The 17721-nt window shown below is 69.2% G+C and carries 19 protein-coding genes; 6 read left to right on the top strand and 13 right to left on the bottom strand.

Annotation, left to right across the window (positions count from 1 at the left end; all coding sequences use genetic code 11):
* Window positions 1-19: 19 nt before the first annotated feature.
* The 12 genes from ACWIBS_RS02820 to ACWIBS_RS02875 all read right to left on the bottom strand — a co-directional run bounded on the left by ACWIBS_RS02820 (window position 20) and on the right by ACWIBS_RS02875 (window position 11988).
* Window positions 20-811 carry an SDR family NAD(P)-dependent oxidoreductase gene (locus tag ACWIBS_RS02820; RefSeq protein ID WP_376125466.1) on the bottom strand — a complete coding sequence of 264 codons (792 nt, stop codon included), beginning with the start codon at window positions 809-811 and terminating at the stop codon, window positions 20-22.
* The gene (locus tag ACWIBS_RS02825; RefSeq protein ID WP_376125463.1) at window positions 808-1623 is read right to left on the bottom strand and encodes an SDR family NAD(P)-dependent oxidoreductase; all 816 of its coding nucleotides are present in this window, start codon (window positions 1621-1623) and stop codon (window positions 808-810) included. The genes ACWIBS_RS02820 and ACWIBS_RS02825 overlap by 4 nt, the downstream gene beginning before the upstream one ends.
* A complete protein-coding gene (locus tag ACWIBS_RS02830) occupies window positions 1620-2780 on the bottom strand; it encodes an ABC transporter substrate-binding protein (protein ID WP_376125461.1) in 1161 nt (386 codons plus the stop codon). The genes ACWIBS_RS02825 and ACWIBS_RS02830 overlap by 4 nt, the downstream gene beginning before the upstream one ends.
* A 67-nt stretch (window positions 2781-2847) precedes the next feature.
* On the bottom strand, window positions 2848-3567 hold the full coding sequence (locus ACWIBS_RS02835; protein WP_376125460.1) for an ABC transporter ATP-binding protein: 720 nt from the start codon (window positions 3565-3567) through the stop codon (window positions 2848-2850).
* Complete coding sequence (locus tag ACWIBS_RS02840; RefSeq protein WP_376125458.1) at window positions 3564-4337, bottom strand: ABC transporter ATP-binding protein; 774 nt, start codon at window positions 4335-4337, stop codon at window positions 3564-3566. The genes ACWIBS_RS02835 and ACWIBS_RS02840 overlap by 4 nt, the downstream gene beginning before the upstream one ends.
* Entirely contained in the window at window positions 4334-5362 is a 1029-nt protein-coding gene (locus tag ACWIBS_RS02845; protein ID WP_376125456.1) for a branched-chain amino acid ABC transporter permease, read from the bottom strand. Before ACWIBS_RS02845 ends, ACWIBS_RS02840 begins: the two co-directional genes overlap by 4 nt.
* Window positions 5359-6228, bottom strand: coding sequence for a branched-chain amino acid ABC transporter permease (locus ACWIBS_RS02850; protein WP_376125453.1), 870 nt, complete (start codon window positions 6226-6228; stop codon window positions 5359-5361). The genes ACWIBS_RS02845 and ACWIBS_RS02850 overlap by 4 nt, the downstream gene beginning before the upstream one ends.
* The gene (locus tag ACWIBS_RS02855) at window positions 6225-7949 is read right to left on the bottom strand and encodes a nitrilase-related carbon-nitrogen hydrolase (RefSeq protein ID WP_376125451.1); all 1725 of its coding nucleotides are present in this window, start codon (window positions 7947-7949) and stop codon (window positions 6225-6227) included. Before ACWIBS_RS02855 ends, ACWIBS_RS02850 begins: the two co-directional genes overlap by 4 nt.
* Window positions 7950-8168: 219 nt before the next feature.
* Complete coding sequence (locus ACWIBS_RS02860; protein ID WP_376125449.1) at window positions 8169-9845, bottom strand: ABC1 kinase family protein; 1677 nt, start codon at window positions 9843-9845, stop codon at window positions 8169-8171.
* A gap of 38 nt (window positions 9846-9883) precedes the next feature.
* Window positions 9884-10447, bottom strand: coding sequence for a PadR family transcriptional regulator (locus ACWIBS_RS02865; protein ID WP_376125446.1), 564 nt, complete (start codon window positions 10445-10447; stop codon window positions 9884-9886).
* Window positions 10448-10550: 103 nt separating this feature from the next.
* Entirely contained in the window at window positions 10551-11153 is a 603-nt protein-coding gene (locus ACWIBS_RS02870; protein WP_376125443.1) for a GyrI-like domain-containing protein, read from the bottom strand.
* A 172-nt stretch (window positions 11154-11325) separates the two neighbouring features.
* On the bottom strand, window positions 11326-11988 hold the full coding sequence (locus tag ACWIBS_RS02875; protein ID WP_376125441.1) for a DUF1345 domain-containing protein: 663 nt from the start codon (window positions 11986-11988) through the stop codon (window positions 11326-11328).
* Window positions 11989-12100: 112 nt separating this feature from the next.
* On the opposite strand from ACWIBS_RS02875, the gene ACWIBS_RS02880 reads away from it, so the two are divergent.
* Window positions 12101-12703 carry a flavodoxin family protein gene (locus ACWIBS_RS02880; protein WP_376125439.1) on the top strand — a complete coding sequence of 201 codons (603 nt, stop codon included), beginning with the start codon at window positions 12101-12103 and terminating at the stop codon, window positions 12701-12703.
* Here ACWIBS_RS02880 and ACWIBS_RS02885 read toward each other — a convergent pair.
* Window positions 12688-14118 carry a dihydrolipoyl dehydrogenase family protein gene (locus ACWIBS_RS02885; protein ID WP_376125436.1) on the bottom strand — a complete coding sequence of 477 codons (1431 nt, stop codon included), beginning with the start codon at window positions 14116-14118 and terminating at the stop codon, window positions 12688-12690. The two genes, ACWIBS_RS02880 and ACWIBS_RS02885, sit on opposite strands and share 16 nt — an antisense overlap.
* 151 nt (window positions 14119-14269) lie before the next feature.
* On the opposite strand from ACWIBS_RS02885, the gene ACWIBS_RS02890 reads away from it, so the two are divergent.
* From ACWIBS_RS02890 to ACWIBS_RS02910, 5 genes are all read left to right on the top strand, one after another.
* Complete coding sequence (locus tag ACWIBS_RS02890; protein ID WP_376125434.1) at window positions 14270-15109, top strand: ABC transporter ATP-binding protein; 840 nt, start codon at window positions 14270-14272, stop codon at window positions 15107-15109.
* Entirely contained in the window at window positions 15106-15780 is a 675-nt protein-coding gene (locus ACWIBS_RS02895; protein ID WP_376125431.1) for an ABC transporter permease, read from the top strand. The genes ACWIBS_RS02890 and ACWIBS_RS02895 overlap by 4 nt, the downstream gene beginning before the upstream one ends.
* Entirely contained in the window at window positions 15777-16493 is a 717-nt protein-coding gene (locus ACWIBS_RS02900; protein ID WP_376125618.1) for an ABC transporter permease, read from the top strand. Before ACWIBS_RS02895 ends, ACWIBS_RS02900 begins: the two co-directional genes overlap by 4 nt.
* A gap of 22 nt (window positions 16494-16515) precedes the next feature.
* A complete protein-coding gene (locus tag ACWIBS_RS02905; RefSeq protein WP_376125429.1) occupies window positions 16516-17430 on the top strand; it encodes an ABC transporter substrate-binding protein in 915 nt (304 codons plus the stop codon).
* A 131-nt stretch (window positions 17431-17561) separates the two neighbouring features.
* Window positions 17562-17720 (top strand): hypothetical protein, encoded by a 159-nt coding sequence (locus ACWIBS_RS02910; protein ID WP_376125427.1) that lies wholly within the window; start codon window positions 17562-17564, stop codon window positions 17718-17720.
* The last annotated feature ends 1 nt before the right edge of the window (window position 17721 follow it).

Raw genomic sequence — 17721 nt, forward strand, 5'->3', positions numbered from 1 at the left:
CTTGAAAGCGTGCGGGGTGTCAGAGCACCCGGGAAACGCGGGGTGTGAGAGGGGCGGGAAAGCCGCCGAGCGGCTGTCCTGCGACGGCGAGCTGCCCGGCGTCGGCCGACAAGTTGTGACCGGTGATCATGGAGGCACCGGGCGAGAGGAGGAACGCGATGGCCTCAGCCACCTCCCCCGGTTCGGCGATGTGACGCAGCGGCACCGACGCGCTTAGAGCGTCTTCGCCGTGACGCTCGCGCATCATTGCGGTGAGCGGCGTGCGCACGAGGCCGGGGACTACGGAGTTGACCCGGATGCCGTGGACACCCAGTTCGCTCGCGAGCGAACGCGTGAGTGCCGCGATCGCTCCCTTCGACGCGTGGTAGTGCGCACTCAGGCCGTTGACGTAGCCGAACGCGGCGGTGGAGGACACCGTGACGATGCTTCCCCCCCGACCGCCACACACCATGGCCCGAGCCGCCGACTGACATGCCAGAGCCGTTCCGATGATGTTGACGGCGATGGTGTCCTGCCAGGCCCCGAGCGAGCTGTCGAGGAAGGGTTCTTTGAGCGACACGCCCGCGCAGGCGACGAGACCGGTGACGCCGTGCCCGACGAGGCGGTCCATCGCAGCCGACAGTGCGGTCGAATCCGCTGCATCCGCAGACTCCCAGCCTCCGCGCTGGGCGGGAGCGAGCTCATCCCACCAGCCGGCGGATTCGGAGCCGGAACGGTCCAGGACCGAGACCCGGACGCCACGTGACGCCAGCAGGAGGGCGGTCGCGGCACCGATACCCGATGCGCCGCCCGTGATGATGACGTGACTCATGCGTACACCTCGGTGTCGGACATCGGGTGGGAGAGGTCGCGTGTGTCGACCTCGGGCGCCGGATAGCCGCCCGAGAGCGGCACGGCGAGCGAGGTCTGGCCTCCGTCCACGGGCAGGACGTGACCGGTGATGAGGGATGCCGCGGGCGAGAGCAGCCACGCGATCGCCGAGGCGATCTCTTCGGGCTCGGCCAGGCGCCCCGCCGGAGCGCGAGCCGCCAGCAACTCCTCGCCGAGGCTGTCCCGCTCCCGGGCGGACATCGGCGTGCGCACGAGTCCCGGAGCGACGCACGAGACGCGGATGCCGTGCGGTGCGAGGTCTCCGGCCATCGACCGAGTGACTCCCACGAGTGCCGCCTTGGACGCGTGATAGGCAACGCCGAGCCCGGCGACATAGCCCAGACCCGCCGTCGAGGAGACCGTGACGATCGCGCCGGGTCGACCGGCGCTGCAGAGCACCCGGGCGAACGCCTGGGCGGTGCCGAGCGCGCCCCAGACGTTGATGTCGATGGCGTCGGTGAACGCCTCGCGGCTGACATCGAGCGCGCTGTCATTCGTGACGATGCCCGCGCACGTGGCCAGCCCCGTGAGGGGGGCGATGGCCTCTGCTTCGGCGATGCTCGCCGTGACGGCATCCGTGTCCGTGACGTCCGCCATGACCCATACACCGCGCGAATCGGCGGCCAGTGCGAGCCACCAATCCGGCCCGGTGAGACGGTCGAGCACCGACACGCGGTGTCCGAGCGCCGCCAGGCGGTGCGCCAGGGATCGACCGATCCCCGACGCACCCCCGGTGATGAGGACGTGTGTCACTCGACGTCCACGCTCAGCGTCTCGTCGGCCACGTACGTGTCGTTCTCGTAGTGTCCGATCGTCACACCGAAGGACAGCTGGCCGGACTCGCTGCCGGAGTGCGCCCCGCAGATGCCCTCGCTCGCGGGCAGGTTGGTCAGCGCGTCGCGCACGGCCTCGGGGTCGGTCGATCCCGCCGCAGCGAGCGCGTCGCCCAGGAGCATCATGCCGTCGTAGGCGATCGCGGCGTACTCGGTCGGGGCAGCCCCGAACTCGCTCTCGTACGCGGCGGCCCAGTCGGCCAGTGCACCCTCGGTGGCAGCCGACGGGACACACTGGTTGCGGTTGTAGATGGTCTCGAAGCCGTCGTAGTTCAGTTCGGCGTACGTACCGGGCTGCAGGCCCGCCAGGAGGGTCGGGACCTTCACGCCCGCCGTGGCGAGGGCGTTCGCGGCGACGATGAAGTCGGCCTGCTGGCCGTAGACGAAGAGCATCTCGGCGCCCGAGGAGCGCAGGTTGTTGGCCTGGGTCGACATGTCGACGTCGCCGGTCTGGAAGATCTGGTCGGTGACGACCTCGTACCCGAACTCGTCGGCCGCATCCTTGACGACCTCGGCCGCCCCCGTGCCCAGTTCGCCGCTCTCGCGCAGCAGCGCGACCTTCTTCACGCCGAGCGTCTGCGAGGCGAACTCCACGGCGGCCGTCGACGTGATGCCATCGTGCGACGTCATCGAGAACGCCCAGTCGCTCGCGTCGGCGAGCTTCGAGTTCGTGCCACCCACGATGACCGGGATGCCGGTGCGGTCGACCTGCGTCATGACGGCGAAGCCCTGCGTCGAGACCGGGAATCCGATCACGGCGGCGGGGTCGGACGAAGTGATCCGGTTGAAGGCGTTGAGGGCGGTCGCGTCGTCGGCGCCGGTGTCCTCATGAACGACCTTGATCATGGCCCCGTCGACACCGCCGGCGTCGTTGATCGCCTGGACGGCCATCTCGATGCCGTGCTTCATGGGCTCGCCGAGGACAGCAGATCCGCCCGTCGTGGGCAGCGCGACGCCGACGACGATCTCCTCGCCGGCGGCGCCGGAGCCCGCGTCATCCGAACCGGCGCAGCCGGACAGCGCCAGCCCGCTCACCGCGAGGGCGGCGACGGCGGCGAAGGTGAACTTTCGAGTCATGGTGTTCCTTTGTGTGAGTGTCAGTGAAAGACGAAACCGCGCTGTGCACTCCTGCGTGCCAACCGGTTCAGGAGCCGAGGTAGGCCTTGCGCACCTCGGGGTCATGGATCAGCGACGCCGAGGGGCCCTCGGTCGCGATGCGTCCGTGCTCGATGACATAGCCCCGATCAGACGAGCCGAGCGCGAGCTGCGCGTTCTGCTCGACGAGCAGGACCGACAGTCCGTGATCGCGGCTGTAGCCGCTGATGAGCTTCACGACCTCGACAGCGAGCTTGGGCGAAAGACCCAGCGACGGCTCGTCAAGGAGCAGGAGCTTGGGCTGCGCGAGGATCGCGCGACCCATCGCGAGCATCTGCTGCTCGCCGCCTGAGAGCGTCCAGGCCAGGCTCTTGCGCCGTTCTTCGAGTCGCGGGAAGACCGACATGACCTCATCGATCGCGTCACGGAGCGCGGCGCCGCGGAGCCGGCTCGCCGTCGCCGCCACATCGAGGTTCTCCTCGACCGTAAGCCCCGCGAACACGCGACGGCCCTCGGGAACGAGGCTGAGCCCGTTGCGCGCGAACCAGTCCGTCCGTCGACCCGTAACGTTCCGGCCCTGGAAGCGGATACTGCCGGACTGCGGTTTGACCAGGCCCACGATGCCCTTGAGAGTCGTGGACTTGCCGGCGCCGTTCGCGCCGATGAGCGTGACCACTTCGCCTTCATCGACGGTGAGGCTCAGGCCGCGCACGGCGCGCGCGGCACCGTAGCTGAGGACGAGGTCTGTGACCTCGAGGATCGCGGTCACTGCTGCTCCTCACTCGCACCCAGGTAGGCGCGCAGAACTTCGGGGTCCGCACGTACCTGCGCGGGCGTTCCCTCTGCGATGACATGGCCGTTGTCGAGCACGGTCACCTGCCGTGCGACCGAGGCGACGAAGTCCATGTTGTGCTCGACGACGACGACCGACAGGTCGCCCTTCGCGATCTCGATCACCAGCTGCGCCAGACGCACCGTCTCGCTGTCGTTCATGCCGGCTGCGGGTTCGTCCAGCAGCAGCAGCGCGGGATCGCATGCCAGCGCACGGGCGATCTCGACGAGGCGACGGTGCCCGTAGGGCAGCGTGCCGGCGAGACGATGCGCGTCTTCTGCGACGCCCGCGAAGTCGAGGAGCTCCAGGGCGCGTCCGCGCATGCGCTTCTCGGCGTTGCCGTAGCGCGGCATCCCCGTGATCGCCGACAGCAGGCCGTACCCGCGCCGGTCATGCATCGCCACGAGCACGTTCTCGAGCACCGTCATGTCGTCGAACAGCCGCAGCGTCTGGAACGTGCGGGCGATCCCCCGGCGGGCGGCGACGGTGGATGCTGCCGGCTTGACCGGCACACCATCGAGCACGATCGTGCCCTCGTCCCACCGGTCGACGCCGGAGATGCAGTTGATCATCGTCGACTTGCCCGAGCCGTTGGGCCCGATGAGCGCTCGCACCTGGCCCGGCTCGACCGTCATGTCGACCCCGGCAACCGCGGTGACGCCGCCGAATCGGCGAACCAGCCCGGAGACCTCCAGTGCGCCCTTCATCGGACCCCTCCTTCGCTAGCGAGGCTGGGACCTCGGCGCAGCTTGTCGCGCAGGAAGCGGCCGATCCACTGCAGGACGCCCCAGATGCCCGACGGCACGAAGGCGACCATGACCAGCAGCAGGACGCCGTAGAAGAGCAGGTAGTACGCCTCGAACGAACGCAGCAGCTCGGGGAGGAACGTCAGCAGGATCGCGCCGAGCGCGGCTCCCCAGGGGCTGCGGGAGCCGCCGACGACGACCATCGCGAGGATCGACACCGACAGCGCGAGGTCGTACGTTCCGGGGCTGATGTAGGTCACGAAGCCGGCGTTGAGCGCTCCGGCGAGGCCGGCGAAGGCTGCACCCACGACGAACGCGAGCACCTTGACCTTCGGCAGCGAGACGCCCATCGCGGCAGCAGCGATGCCGCTGTCGCGCACGGCCTGCATGGCTCGTCCGTACGAGGACTGACGGATGCGCTGCACGACGTAGATCGCCAGGACGGCGATGACCCCGACGAAGATGGCCCAGTCCGAGACCTTCACGAGTTCGAAACCGAAGACGGGTGCGACGATCCCCCGAACGCCGAGTGCTCCCCCGGACAGCCAGGACCAGTTCACGAGGATGAGCATGACGACTTGGCCGAACCCGAGAGTGGCCAACGCCAGATAGTGGCCCTTGAGACGCAGAGCCGGGATGCCGATCGCCAGTCCGACGAGGATGCTCGCGATCATCGCGAGCACGAGGGCGATGCCGTAGTCCATGCTGAGTTTGGTCACGAGCAGTCCGGCGGTGTAGCCGCCGATCGCGTAGAACCCGGCCTGACCGAGCGAGACCTGACCGGACAGACCGAAGGTGACGTAGAGCCCCACCGCGGCGATGATCATGATCTCGGCGTTGACGGCGACCTGAAGCCAGTAGTTGCTGTCGATGAAGGTCGGCATGAGCACGGCGACGGCCAGCAGAACGGGCCACACCGCCCACGATGTGATCGAGACGAGCTTGGTCTGCCCGACCGGAGCCGGGGAGAGGATGGTCGTGGTCACAGCTTCTCACCGACTTTCGAACCGAAGATGCCCTGAGGACGGACGAGGAGGAACACGATCATGAGGGCGAAGGCGAGGAGGTCTTTGTTCTCGGTGCCGATGAAGGTGCCGGCGAGGCTCTCGACGATGCCCAGCCCGAAAGCGGCGATGGCGGCTCCCGTGAGGTTGCCGAAGCCGCCGATGACGCACGCCGCGAAAGCCTTGAGGGCGATGAGCATGCCCACGTGGATCGTGACCGAGAACATCGGGGCGACCAGCACACCAGCGGCTCCCGTGAGCGCCGTGCTGATCATGAAGGCCACGATGACGATGCCGCCGGTGCGGATGCCCATGAGCTTGGCGGTGTCGGAGTCGACGGACGTCGCCTGCATCTGCAGACCCAGCCGGGTCTTGGCCAGCAGCAGGTTGAGCCCGATGATCAGGATGATCGACACGGCGACGATGAACAGCGACACCGTGCTGATGCGGCTCCCGAACAGCTCCAGCGAGATGTTCGGCACGAGCGACGGCAGCGAGCGCGGGTCGGGACCCCATATGAGGTGGGCGGCCTGCTGCAGGATGATGCCCACCGCGACGGTGGAGATGATCATCGACGCGGGGGGGCCGTTGCGCAGCGGGGCGTAGGTGACGCGCTCCATGAGCGCGCCGATGCCGGCGGAGGCCGCGATGCCCAGGAGCGCCGCGGCGAACAGGGGCACGCCGCCGGCGCCGGCCAGTGTCGCGGCGACGAAGGCCGCGATCATGACGAACTCGGCCTGCGCGAAGTTGAGCACGCCCGCCACGCGATAGGTGAGGAGGAACGCGACGGCGAGCAACGCGTAGATGCCGCCGATCGCGAGGCCGCTGACGACCGATTGCAGGATCACGACGTGGTGTCCTTCAGGAATGCACCGTAGAGGTGGGGCTGGCGTGTGGCGAGCGGGTCGAGATGGTGACCCTGCACCTTGCTGTGCGCGTCGGTGAGGTCGAGGTCGACGAAGAGGTCTTCTTCGAAGCCGGTGCGCGACCACACCGCGGTGGGATAACGCATGACGGCGACAGGCTGGCCGGGGATGAACCGGTCGGCGATGACGACCTGGCTCCCGAACTGCGCGGCGTTGTCGGTGCGGGCCACCGAGACGAGGTGGGTGCGGTTCTCCTCCGTGCGCTCGGTCGCCGCCATCGTCGCCGCCTCGAGGCGGTCCCAATCGGCGGGGTGGGCGATGACCTCTGCGCCGCGGAGGGTCAGGATGCGAGCGACCTCGGGCAGCCACACCTCATCGCCGATCATCAGCCCGATGCTGCCGATGGGCGTGCGGGCGACGACGAAGTCCTCCCCCGGTGTCGCCCACGCGCGCTCGGATTCGGTGAGATGGAGCTTGCGGTAGCGCGCGGCGATCTCGCCGTCGTCGCCGATGAGGAACGCCGTCAGGTGATAGCGGTCACCGGCGCGCTCGATCAGGTTGACGACGATCCAGACGCCGTGACGGCCTGCCGCATCGCGCACGATCTGCAGCGCGCGCTCGGACAGGTCGGCTGCTGCGGCGACGTCGGCCTCGATCGATCCGCGTTCGTGGATGAACAGCTCGGGGAAGACACCGAGCTGCGCTCCGCGCCGCGCGGCGTACTCCACCTGCATTGCGGCGCGCGTGAGCGTCCATTCCGTGGAGTGGTACCACGACGTCTGCAGCGTCGCGACGCGCAGGGGCCGCGCGGGCGCATCGTCGGGAACAGGGCCGTACATGGCGGCCGCGACATGAGTGTCGTTGTCGGCGAGCAGCTCCTGGTAGTGGTCGGGACGGCGGAACGCATCGAGCGAGCCGATCGCGCCAAGACGCTTGGGGTGACTCGTGGCGGGCGTGATGTCGGCCCACACCATCCCCTCTTCGGTCTCACCGGCATTGGCGAGGATCTCGCCGGTGGGCGAGATGATCTGGGATCCGCCCGTCCAGGGGTACCCGTCGGCCGGGCCGCCGACGGTGTTCGCCGCGACGTGCCAGACGTGGTTCTCGATCGCGCGCAGGGGCTCGTGGACGCGCATCTCGTCGGGTCCGCGCGAGTTGAGCGAGTTGGTGAGGATCTGGGCACCCTTGAGCGCCAGGACGCGCGGCACCTCGGGGACGATGCCGTCGGCGCACAGCAGCATCCCGATGCGTCCGATCGGGGTCTCGATGACCTCGAGCTCTTTCGTACCCGGGGTGAAGAGGGTGTACTCGTAGTCCCAGAACACCGTCTTGTGGTGCACGTGCAGGATCTCGCCGTCCGCGGCGATGAGGATCTGCGTGATGTAGACGTCGGGCGCATTCTCGCCGCGCAGGTCCACGCCGAGCGCGACCATGATGCCGAGCTCGCGCGCTGCGGCGCGCACCCCGCTCACGAAAGCGCCGTCCAGCGTCTCGCTGCGCTCGAAGCACTCCGCTCGGTCGGCGAAATCGCGCACCCGGTTGGAGTTCTCCGGGGTGACCAGCAGCTGAGCGCCGACGGCGGCCGCTTCGCGCATGTATCCGACGACGGTCGCGAGGTTTGCGGCGACGTCGGTGCCCGAGAAGAACTGTGCCGTGGCCACTCGTACGGTGGCGCCCCGCTCATCTTTGATGGAGACCGTCACATTCGATCCATTCTCATATAATAGGAACTGTAATCCTGTAACGTGGAATAAAGTCATCCAACGGCTTTCCCGAGCTGTTGTCAAGCTGGGATAGCGCGCGCATCAGCGCTCGCCCGATTCGAAACGCCAGCGCGCCCCGAAGATCACCGACGGCGGCAGGCCGGACGGCAGCAACCGCCGCCTGACCTAAGAACCCGCCGTCACCAGGCGCGGTGCCGGTCAGCGCCGGTCGGTCACGCCCGCGAGCAGGGCGTGCAGCAGCGGCAGCGCGGACGCCACCATCAGCACGGTGCCGACCACTGGAGCGACCGGAAGCAGGATCGCGCCGCCGATCAGCAGTCCCACGAACAGGATCGCCGAGACGGCCCGTCGCCCGACCTTCTCGATGCGCCGGAGGCGCTGCTCGAGTTTCGAGGTGTCGACGGTGAGCCTGCCGCTCTCGAGCCGCGTCGTGAGCGTGTCCAGGCGGCGCGGGAGCCCTGCCGCCACCGACAGCGTCGACACGGTTTCTTGGGCGAACGCCTGCACGACGTTGCCGCTCTCGTCGCGGACGATCCGGTCAGCGTAGGGCTCGACGGCATCCCAGATGTTGAAGGCGGGATCGAGCGAGCTGCACATGCCCGATGTGAGGGACATCGCTCGGATGATGAGCAGGAAATTCTCGGGCAGCTGGAACGGCAGCGAGCGCACGACATCACCGAATTCGGTGGCGAACTCGCGGAATTCGCGAGGGTCGACCTCTTGCAGCTGTGCGAAGCCCATCCCGCCGAAACGCGCGAAGAGCTTGGTCATCGCCCGTTCGAGCTCTGCGGTGTCGGCCGTCGGCAGAAGCACCCCCACGTCGCGGATCCCATCGACCAGACCCGCTCCGTCTCTTGACGCGGCTGCGACGAGGATCCGACGCAGGCCCCGGCGCAGATCCTGGGGAACCTCGCCCATCATTCCGAAATCGATGAAGGTGAAGCGCCACGAACGCCTCCCCCCAGGCGTCGGCGTGACGAAGACGTTGCCGGGATGCGGATCGGCGTGGAAGTACCCGTTGACGAAGAGCTGGTCGAACATCACGGCCGCGAACTCGGCCGCCACCTCGGCCGGGTCGATTCCCGCCGCCCGAAGCGCAGCGACGTCGTTGACCTTGATCGCCGTGACGTCCTCAAGAGTCAGCACGCGCCGCGTCGTGCGCTCCCACACGATCTCGGGCGAGCTCACACGATCATCGCCCGAGAAGTCGTTTGCGAACCGCTCCGCTCCGGCGGCCTCGTGGACGTAGTCGATCTCCTCGAGGCTCGTGTGCGCGAACTCCTCCACGAGGGCGGGCGCATCCACGCGGTTCGCCACGACGCGCACACGGCTCAGCCACTGCGCGACGCGCCGCAGCGCGGTCAGGTCGACGTCGACCACCTGGTCGATGCCGGGGCGTTGGACCTTCACGACGACGTCGCGGATCCCCGCTTGGACGGCATCCGCGTCAGAGAGCACGGCGCGATGGGCCTGCCCGAGGGATGCGGCCGCGAGCGGAACCTCGTCCACGAACGCGAAAGCCGTGCCGAGCGGCACGCCCAGCTCCGCCTCGGCGAGCGCTCGGATCGCCGGGAACGGCACGGCAGGAACCTCGTCCTGCAGTCCTTCGAGCACCTTCGTGATCTCGGGCGGCAGCACATCCAGGCGCGACGACATGAACTGCCCGACCTTGATCATGAGGCCGCCGAGCTCGACCGCCAGCACGTGGAACCGCTGTGCGATGCGTGTCATGCGCGCGGCGCGCGTGCGTTCCGCGATCCTGCCGAGCCCCACCCGGGGAAGCAGCAACTCGAACCACCACGTCTGCACGAGGTAGCGCGCCGCGAACCGCAGGATCCTCCCCCGCCGCGAACGCAGATCACCGGCGGCGGTCATCGAGCCTCCCCGGAGCCGACGTGCCGAGCCGCATCCGGTCAGTCCTGAGCGAGGATGGCGTAGAGCTTGCGGCGCGCCTCGTCGAGCACGGCGACCGCCTGCTGCACCTGCTCGGACGATCCGGTCCGCCCCACCTGGGCGGTCACCTGCGCGAGCTCGATGCCCGCCTTCGGCAGCGCCATGATCCGTGCGCTGTCCGCAGCGCCGGGGGTCTCCCACGGCGCCGTGCGCTCACCCGCGGCATCCGCGGCCTCTCGGCCCTCCTCGGTGAGCGAATAGGTCTTGCGACCGCTGGACTCCTCGGCGCTCACGAGGCCTTCGTCGGTGAGCAGCTGCAGGGTCGGATACACCGAGCCCGGACTCGGCTTCCACGTTCCACCGCTGCGCTCGCTGATCTCCTGAATGATCTGGTAGCCGTGCATCGGCTGCTCGGCGAGCAACGCCAGAACCGCCGCGCGGACGTCGCCGCGGCCCATCCGCGGGCCCGCCTTCTGCTCGAAAGCACCGCGCAGCTGCTCCATCGCCTCCCAGATGCCGGCCGTCGGCCAGCCCTGGCCTCGTCCGCGACCGCCGACCCCGTCGCCCATGAATGATCCGCTCATGACACTCCTCCTCGCGATTGCCCTACCGATACATGACGATATATCGCTGAACATCGGATGCCCGTCGATTCGGTCATCGCACGGTGGCATCCATGGCAAAGACTCAGGAGCGCTCGACGGGCTGGCGCAGGATCGTCCGCAGCTTGGCGGGGGCGACGCGACGCGGGTCGCTGAGATAGATCTCGTGGTGGCGGCCTGTCATCCGCAGGCCTTCGTCGGGGATGAACTCGTCGTGCATCGCGGCGAGGACAGGAGCCTCGTCGTCGTACGACCCGACGTGCAGCGTCTGGACGCACAGCCCCTCATCGAGCACGGCGAAACGCAGCCGCTCACCGAGGGGCGCGTCGGCGGCCTCGCGGGCCCGATCGACGAGGCCGGGCTCCACCCAGTCGGGCACGAGGTTCAGCAGGGTCCAGTGCCACCGCGACTTGTCGCGCGTCGCGGTGAAGCTGTCCATGTCGTCGGCCCACCACAGGGCCTCGAGCGGTGGCACGACGTAATCGCGATCGAGTTCGCGTTTGCTGAGGAACTTCAGCTTGTAGGCGACGCTGTAGATCGAGCGGACGGCATCCGCGTATTCGGGTGCGCTGTTCGGGTCGCCCTCCCCGTCGATCATGAGGTACGACATCGGGGGCACCTCGATGATCGCGAACGCGCCCGCGCGCGCCGAGTAGGTGGGCACCGTCTTCTTCAGGTCGATCTTCATGCTCTCGCCATCGTGGCCGATGCCGGCCCGCGGCGCCAGACCGGGGGGTCGCGCCGCCCTCCCGCCCGCCCCCTCGCCCGCCCTACCCCTGACCGCGAGACTGCACGTGCGTGCCGAGACTGCGGGTGTCACCCGCTGTCTCGGCGCGCCGTTGCAGTCTCGCGGTCAAAGGTCAGGCGTTGATGATCGTGCTGAAGGCGAGGACGATGATGAGCGCGTTGAGGAAGAAGCTCAGCGTCGTGTGCCAGACGACCGTCCAGCGCATGCGGCTCGAGGTCACCTGCACGTCCGAGACCGAGAAGGCGGTCGCGTTCGTGAACGAGAAATACACGAAGTCGACCAGGCGCGGAGACGGCGTGCCCGGGAACACGAGCGGCGGATCGGCGGCACGTCGGTACCGGCGGTCGTAGATGCGCGCGAACCCCCAGTGGAACAGCGCCCACGAGACGAGCATCGCCCAGACGGCCACCGGCTCGACCCACCCGGCCCATTCGGGGTCGTTGCGCAGCAGCAGGATCGTCGCGACGGCGACGAGACCCACGACGCTCGTGAGGAACGTGGCCGTGGTCGAGATCGCCGCGACGACCGGGTGCAGTTCCAGCCGGCGGAACCGATCGGATGCCGCCGGCCTGAGCCGCACGCTGATCCCGACCGCGATGGCCGAGGCGGCCCAGTACGCCGTCCCGAGCAGACACCACAGCAGGAGCAGAACGACCGTGAGCCCGTCGTCGCTCGGGTCGATGAGAAGCACCCCGATGGCGATGAGCGCCAGCTGCACGATGAGATCGACGACACGGACGATCACGCCTCCGACCACGCGCACCCCTTTCGACACGCGACCACGCTATCGCCGCGACGTCGGATGCCGCGTGCACGGCGCCGTGTCAAGCCCTGGGACCGACGCCGATCGCACCCGTAACGTGCCAGGCAGACAGGAAGGATGCACCATGCTTCGCGCCCTCGCGCTCAACTGCACTCTCAAACCCTCCCCCGCAGCCTCGAGCTGCGACCTGCTCGCCCAGCAGATGCTCGATGCGCTCGCGGGGCACGACGTGCACGGCGAACAGCTGCGTGTCGTGGACTTCTCCGTGGCGCCGGGGGTCGACAAGGACATGGGGGAAGGCGACGAGTGGCCGCGCATCCGCGAGAAGGTGCTCGCTGCCGACATCCTCGTGTTCACCACGCCCACCTGGATGGGGCACATGTCGAGCGTCGCGCAGCGCGTGCTGGAGCGCCTGGACGCCGAGCTGTCCGAGACCGACGCGCAGGGCCGCCCGATCCTCTCGGACAAGGTCGCGCTCACGGTCGTGCTCGGCAACGAGGACGGCGCGCACGCCATCATGGCCGACGCGCACCAGGCGCTGGCCGACCTGAGCTTCACGATCCCGCCGCTCGGCGGCGTGTACTGGAACGGCGAGGCGATGCACACGACGGACTACAAGGATCTCGCCGAGACGCCCGAGAAGGTCGCGCAGACGACCGCGGACGCCGCGCGCAACGCGGCGCACCTCGCGACGCTGCTGAAGGAACGCCCCTACCCTGCCGGCTGAGGCCGCCCGTACTGCTCGAGCCAGCGCAACCACACTTCGCTCACGGTCGGGAACGCCGGCACGGCATGCCACAGACGGTCGAGGGGCACCTCGCCGACGACCGCGATCGTCGCGGCGTGCAGCAGCTCGGCGATGTCGGGTCCCGTGAAGGTCGCGCCGACGATCGTTCCGCGATCGAGATCGACGATCGCCCGCGCGTGCCCCGCGAAGTGGTCGGCGTGCGCCGTCGCGCCCGCGATCGCCGCGAGGTCCTGATCGAGCACCCGGATGCGCAGGCCCCCCTCGATCGCGGAGGCCTCGGTGTGGCCGACCGATGCGACCTCGGGGTCGGCGAAGACGACCTGGGGCACGGCCGAGTGGTCGGCCGTCGCGACGTGGCGCCCCCACGGGCCGTCATCGAGCGTCTCGCCGCGGGCCCGCGCCGCGATCGCGTCGCCCGCCGCGCGCGCCTGGTACTTGCCCTGGTGGGTGAGGAGCGCGCGGTGGGTGACGTCGCCGACGGCATAGAGCCCGTCGCGGTCGACGACCCGCATCGTGTCGTCGACCTTGATCCATTCGCCGGGCTCGAGGCCGACCGTCTCGAGGCCGATGTCGTCGGTGCGCGGCACGCGGCCCGTCGCGACGAGGATCTCCGCCGCCCGCACCTCGGCGCCGTCGGACAGCGTCAGTACGACGTCGTCGCCGACGCGGGCGACGCGCTCGAGCTCGACCTGCGTGCGCACGTCGACCCCCGCGTCCTCGAGTGCCTTCTGCACCGTCTCGCCGACGAACGGCTCCCACGCGCCGAGCAGCCCGGATCGGGCGACGAGCGTGACGGCGCACCCGAGCGACGCGAAGGCCGTCGCCATCTCGGCCCCGACGACTCCCCCGCCGAGGATCGCGAGCGACGTCGGCACGTCGCGGACGGCCGTCGCCTCCCGGCTCGTCCAGGGCGCCGCATCGGCGAGTCCCGGGATGTCGGGAAGCAGCGCCGCCGAGCCCGTGCAGACGGCGACGGCGTGCCGAGCGACGAGCGTCGTGCTCTCGCCCGCGGCATCCGTCACGATCACCTCGCGCGCGCCGCCCAGCCGACCGTGCCCGCGCACGAGGTCGATCCCGGCGCTCTCGAGCCATTCGACCTGCGACGCGTCGTCCCAGTGACTCGCCATCTCGTCGCGCCGGCGAAGCACGCCCGGGACGTCGACGGAGCCCGACACGGCCTGCCGCGCGCCGTCGACATCGCGCGCCGCGCGCAGCGCGCTGCCGGCGCGCAGGAGGGCCTTGGACGGCATGCACGCCCAGTACGAGCACTCCCCGCCGACGAGCTCGCGCTCGACGATCGCCACCGACAATCCTCCTTGCGCGGCTCGATCGGCGACGTTCTCACCGACGGGCCCTGCCCCGATCACGACGAGGTCGTATTCGCTTGTTCGCATGGCCGCCACGGTAGCCCCCGTCACCGACAGGGGCGAGGTCTTGACAGGCGGCGCGATCGCCCAGCACACGGAGCGCATCGCGTCAACCCCGCGCCCGGTACCACGCGATGTCCGAGGCGTGTGGTTTTCTGGAACCGGCCGAAAGGATCCCATGGCGATCGAGTTCCGCTCCGTCACGAAACGGTTCGCCGACGGCACGCTCGCCGTCGACGATTTCAGTCTCGTGATCCCCGCGCACCGCACGACCGTGCTCGTCGGCTCGTCGGGGTGCGGCAAGACGACCCTGCTGCGCATGATCAACCGCCTCGTCGAGCCCACGAGCGGTGAGATCACGATCGACGACGAGCCGATCAGAGACAGGGATGCCGTCACCCTGCGCCGCGGAATCGGCTATGTCCTGCAGAACGCGGGCCTGCTGCCCCATTTCTCGGTCCTCGACAACATCGCGACGGTCCCCGTGCTGACCGGCGTGCGCCGTCGGCGCGCGCACGAACGGGCCCTCGAGCTGATGGACGTGGTCGGCCTCGACCGCGCCCTCGCCGAGCGCTACCCGAGTCAGCTGTCCGGCGGTCAGCAGCAGCGCGTCGGCGTCGCGCGCGCTCTCGCGGTCGACCCCAACATCCTGCTGATGGACGAGCCGTTCGGCGCGGTCGACCCGATCGTGCGTCGCGAGCTGCAGAGCGAGACGTCCCGGCTGCAGCGCGAACTCGACAAGACGATCGTCTTCGTGACGCACGACATCGACGAGGCGTTCCTGCTGGGCGATCAGGTCGTGATCCTCGAGAAAGGAGCCCGGATCGCGCAGCAGGGCAGCCCGAGCGAGATCATCGAGAACCCCGCGAGCGACTTCGTCGCCGACTTCATCGGCGTCGAGCGCGGCGCCCGTGCCCTGCGCGCCAAGCGCACACCGCGCGGCATCGTGCTCGTCGACGGCGCGGGGCGCACGCAGGGCGTCCTCGTCGATGACCCCTCCGCAGAGGACCCGCCGTGAACTGGGTGATCGACAACCTCGACCTCATCGGACGGCTGACGATCGACCACCTGCGGCAGAGCGTCATCGCGATCGTCGCCGGCAGCATCCTGTCGCTCCCGCTCGGGTGGGCGGCGTTCCGCTACTCGCGCCTGCGGGGCGCCGTGCTCACGGCGGTGTCGCTGCTGTACACCATCCCCTCGTTCGCCCTGTTCGCGGTTCTGGCCGCCGTCTTCGGCGTACCCATGCTGTCCGAGATCAACCTCGTCGTCGCCCTCACGATCTATGCCGTCGCAATAATGACGCGCTCGGTGGCCGACGGGCTGGCGTCGGTCGATCCGATCACACGCAACGCAGCGGTCGCCGTCGGCTTCGGCTCCTGGCGGCGGTTCTGGACGGTCGACGTGCCGCTCGCCGGCCCCGTGTTCCTCGCGGGCCTGCGGGTGACGTCGGTCTCGACGATCTCGCTCGCGACCGTCGGAATCCTGATCGGCGTCACCAACCTCGGCTACCTGTTCACGAACGGCGCGCAGCGGCGCATCATCGCCGAGGTCGTCGCGGGGGTCGTCGCCGTCGTCCTGATCGCGCTCGTCATCGACATGCTGCTCCTGCTGCTGGGCCGCCTGCTCATGCCGTGGTCACGACGCACGACGGTCAGGCCCATGGCGACGGGACGGGCGGTCGCGGCATGAACCTCTTCTTCGACGCGTTCGCGTGGATCTTCTCCCCCGACCGGCTGACCGGCTCGCTCCCCCTTCCGACGGCGATCGCGCAGCACCTGGGGTTCACCTTCATCTCGGTGCTCATCGCGGCGGCTATCGCGATCCCCGCCGGCTGGGCGATCGGTCACACGGGCAGGGGGCGTGAGATCGCCGTCTTCCTGTCCGGCGGTGCACGCGCCCTGCCCTCCCTCGGGCTCGTGGTGCTGCTGTGGCTCGTGCTCGGCGTCGCGTTCAAGACCGAGGCCGCGATCGTGGCGTTCGTCGTGCTCGCGATCCCCTCGATCCTCGCGGGCGCCTATGCCGGCATCGAGGCGATCGACAGATCCGTCATCGACGCCGGGCGTGCCATGGGGATGACGCCGTGGCAGGTGCTGTGGAAGATCGAGGTGCCCCTCGGTCTCGCCCTGCTCATCGGCGGTCTGCGCTCGGCGACGCTCCAGGTCGTCGCGACCGTCACGATCGCGACCTACATCGGCCTCGGCGGTCTCGGGTTCTACATCCTGCAGGGCATCCCCCTGCAGCGCTTCGATCAGATCCTGGGCGCTTCGCTCGTCGTCGTGGCCCTCGCGCTCGTGCTCGACGCGGTCTTCGCCCTGCTCGCCCGATTCGCCGTACCGCGCACAGCCCTGCCCGTGCGCGCCGCGTCGAGACCCCGCACACCTGCATTCACCCCCTCACCCTGAGCCCCCACACAGGAGGAATCCCATGCTCACTTCACGAACTCGCGCCGCGCTCGCCCTCGGCAGCGCTGTGCTGGCCACCGTCGCGTTCGTCGGTTGCGCCTCGAGCGACCCGCTCGGCGGCGACACGGGCGATCCCGGCGGGTCCGGTGACACGTCGACGATCGTGATCGGCTCGCAGGCGTACTACTCGAACGAGATCATCGCAGAGATCTACGCGCAGGCCCTCGAGAACGCCGGCTTCGAGGTCGACCGCCAGTTCAGCATCGGCCAGCGCGACGCGTACATGCCGTCGCTCGAGAGCGGTTCGATCGATCTGTTCCCCGAGTACACCGGAAACCTGCTGCAGTACTACGACGACACCGCGACCGCGACGGCCACCGACGAGGTCTATGCGGCTCTGCAGGATGCGCTGCCCGAAAGCCTCACGGTTCTCGATCAGTCCCCCGCGACCGATCAGGACTCGTACAACGTCACGGCCGCGTTCGCCGCCGACAACGGTCTCACCTCGATCGCCGACCTCGCCGGTGTCGAGGGTCTCGTGCTCGGCGGGGCGCCCGAGCTCGAAGAGCGCCCGTACGGCCCGAGCGGCCTGTCCGAGATCTACGACGTCGACGTGCAGTTCCAGGCGACGGGCGACACGACCGTCGACGAACTGGTTGCGGGCAACATCCAGGTGGCCAACGTGTACAGCGCCGACCCGCGCATCGAGACCGAGGATCTCGTGACGCTCGAAGACCCCGAGGGGCTGTTCCTCGCGTCGCACGTCGTGCCTGTCGCGGGCGCCGAGATCGCCGACGAGATCGCCGACATCATCAACGCCGTGAGCGCCGCCCTCACTCCCGAGGCCCTCGTCGCACTGAACGTCGAATCGACCGTCGATCAGCGCTCCACCGCGGACATCGCCGCCGACTGGCTCGCCGCCGAGGGACTCGTCTGAGATCCGTCCACCTCGTGCGCGGCGGTCTAACGGGCGCCGCGCACGAGGTCAAGGGGCTGTCGGCCCGGCGGTGCCGGCACCACTCTGGAAAGGATCGACCGCCACGCCGATCCGTACCCCGAGGAGCAGCCATGAGCATGTCCACCCCACCCCCTCCCGGCGACCCGACGAGCCCCGAGCCCATGCCGCCGCACCCCGAGGAGCCGCTCGCCCCGACTCCGGAGGAGCCCCTCGCGCCCACGCCCGACGAGCCGGGCTTTCCGACGCAGCCGCGCGCCGGGGGCGCCTGAG

The sequence above is a fragment of the Microbacterium sp. NPDC055442 genome (assembly GCF_053644215.1).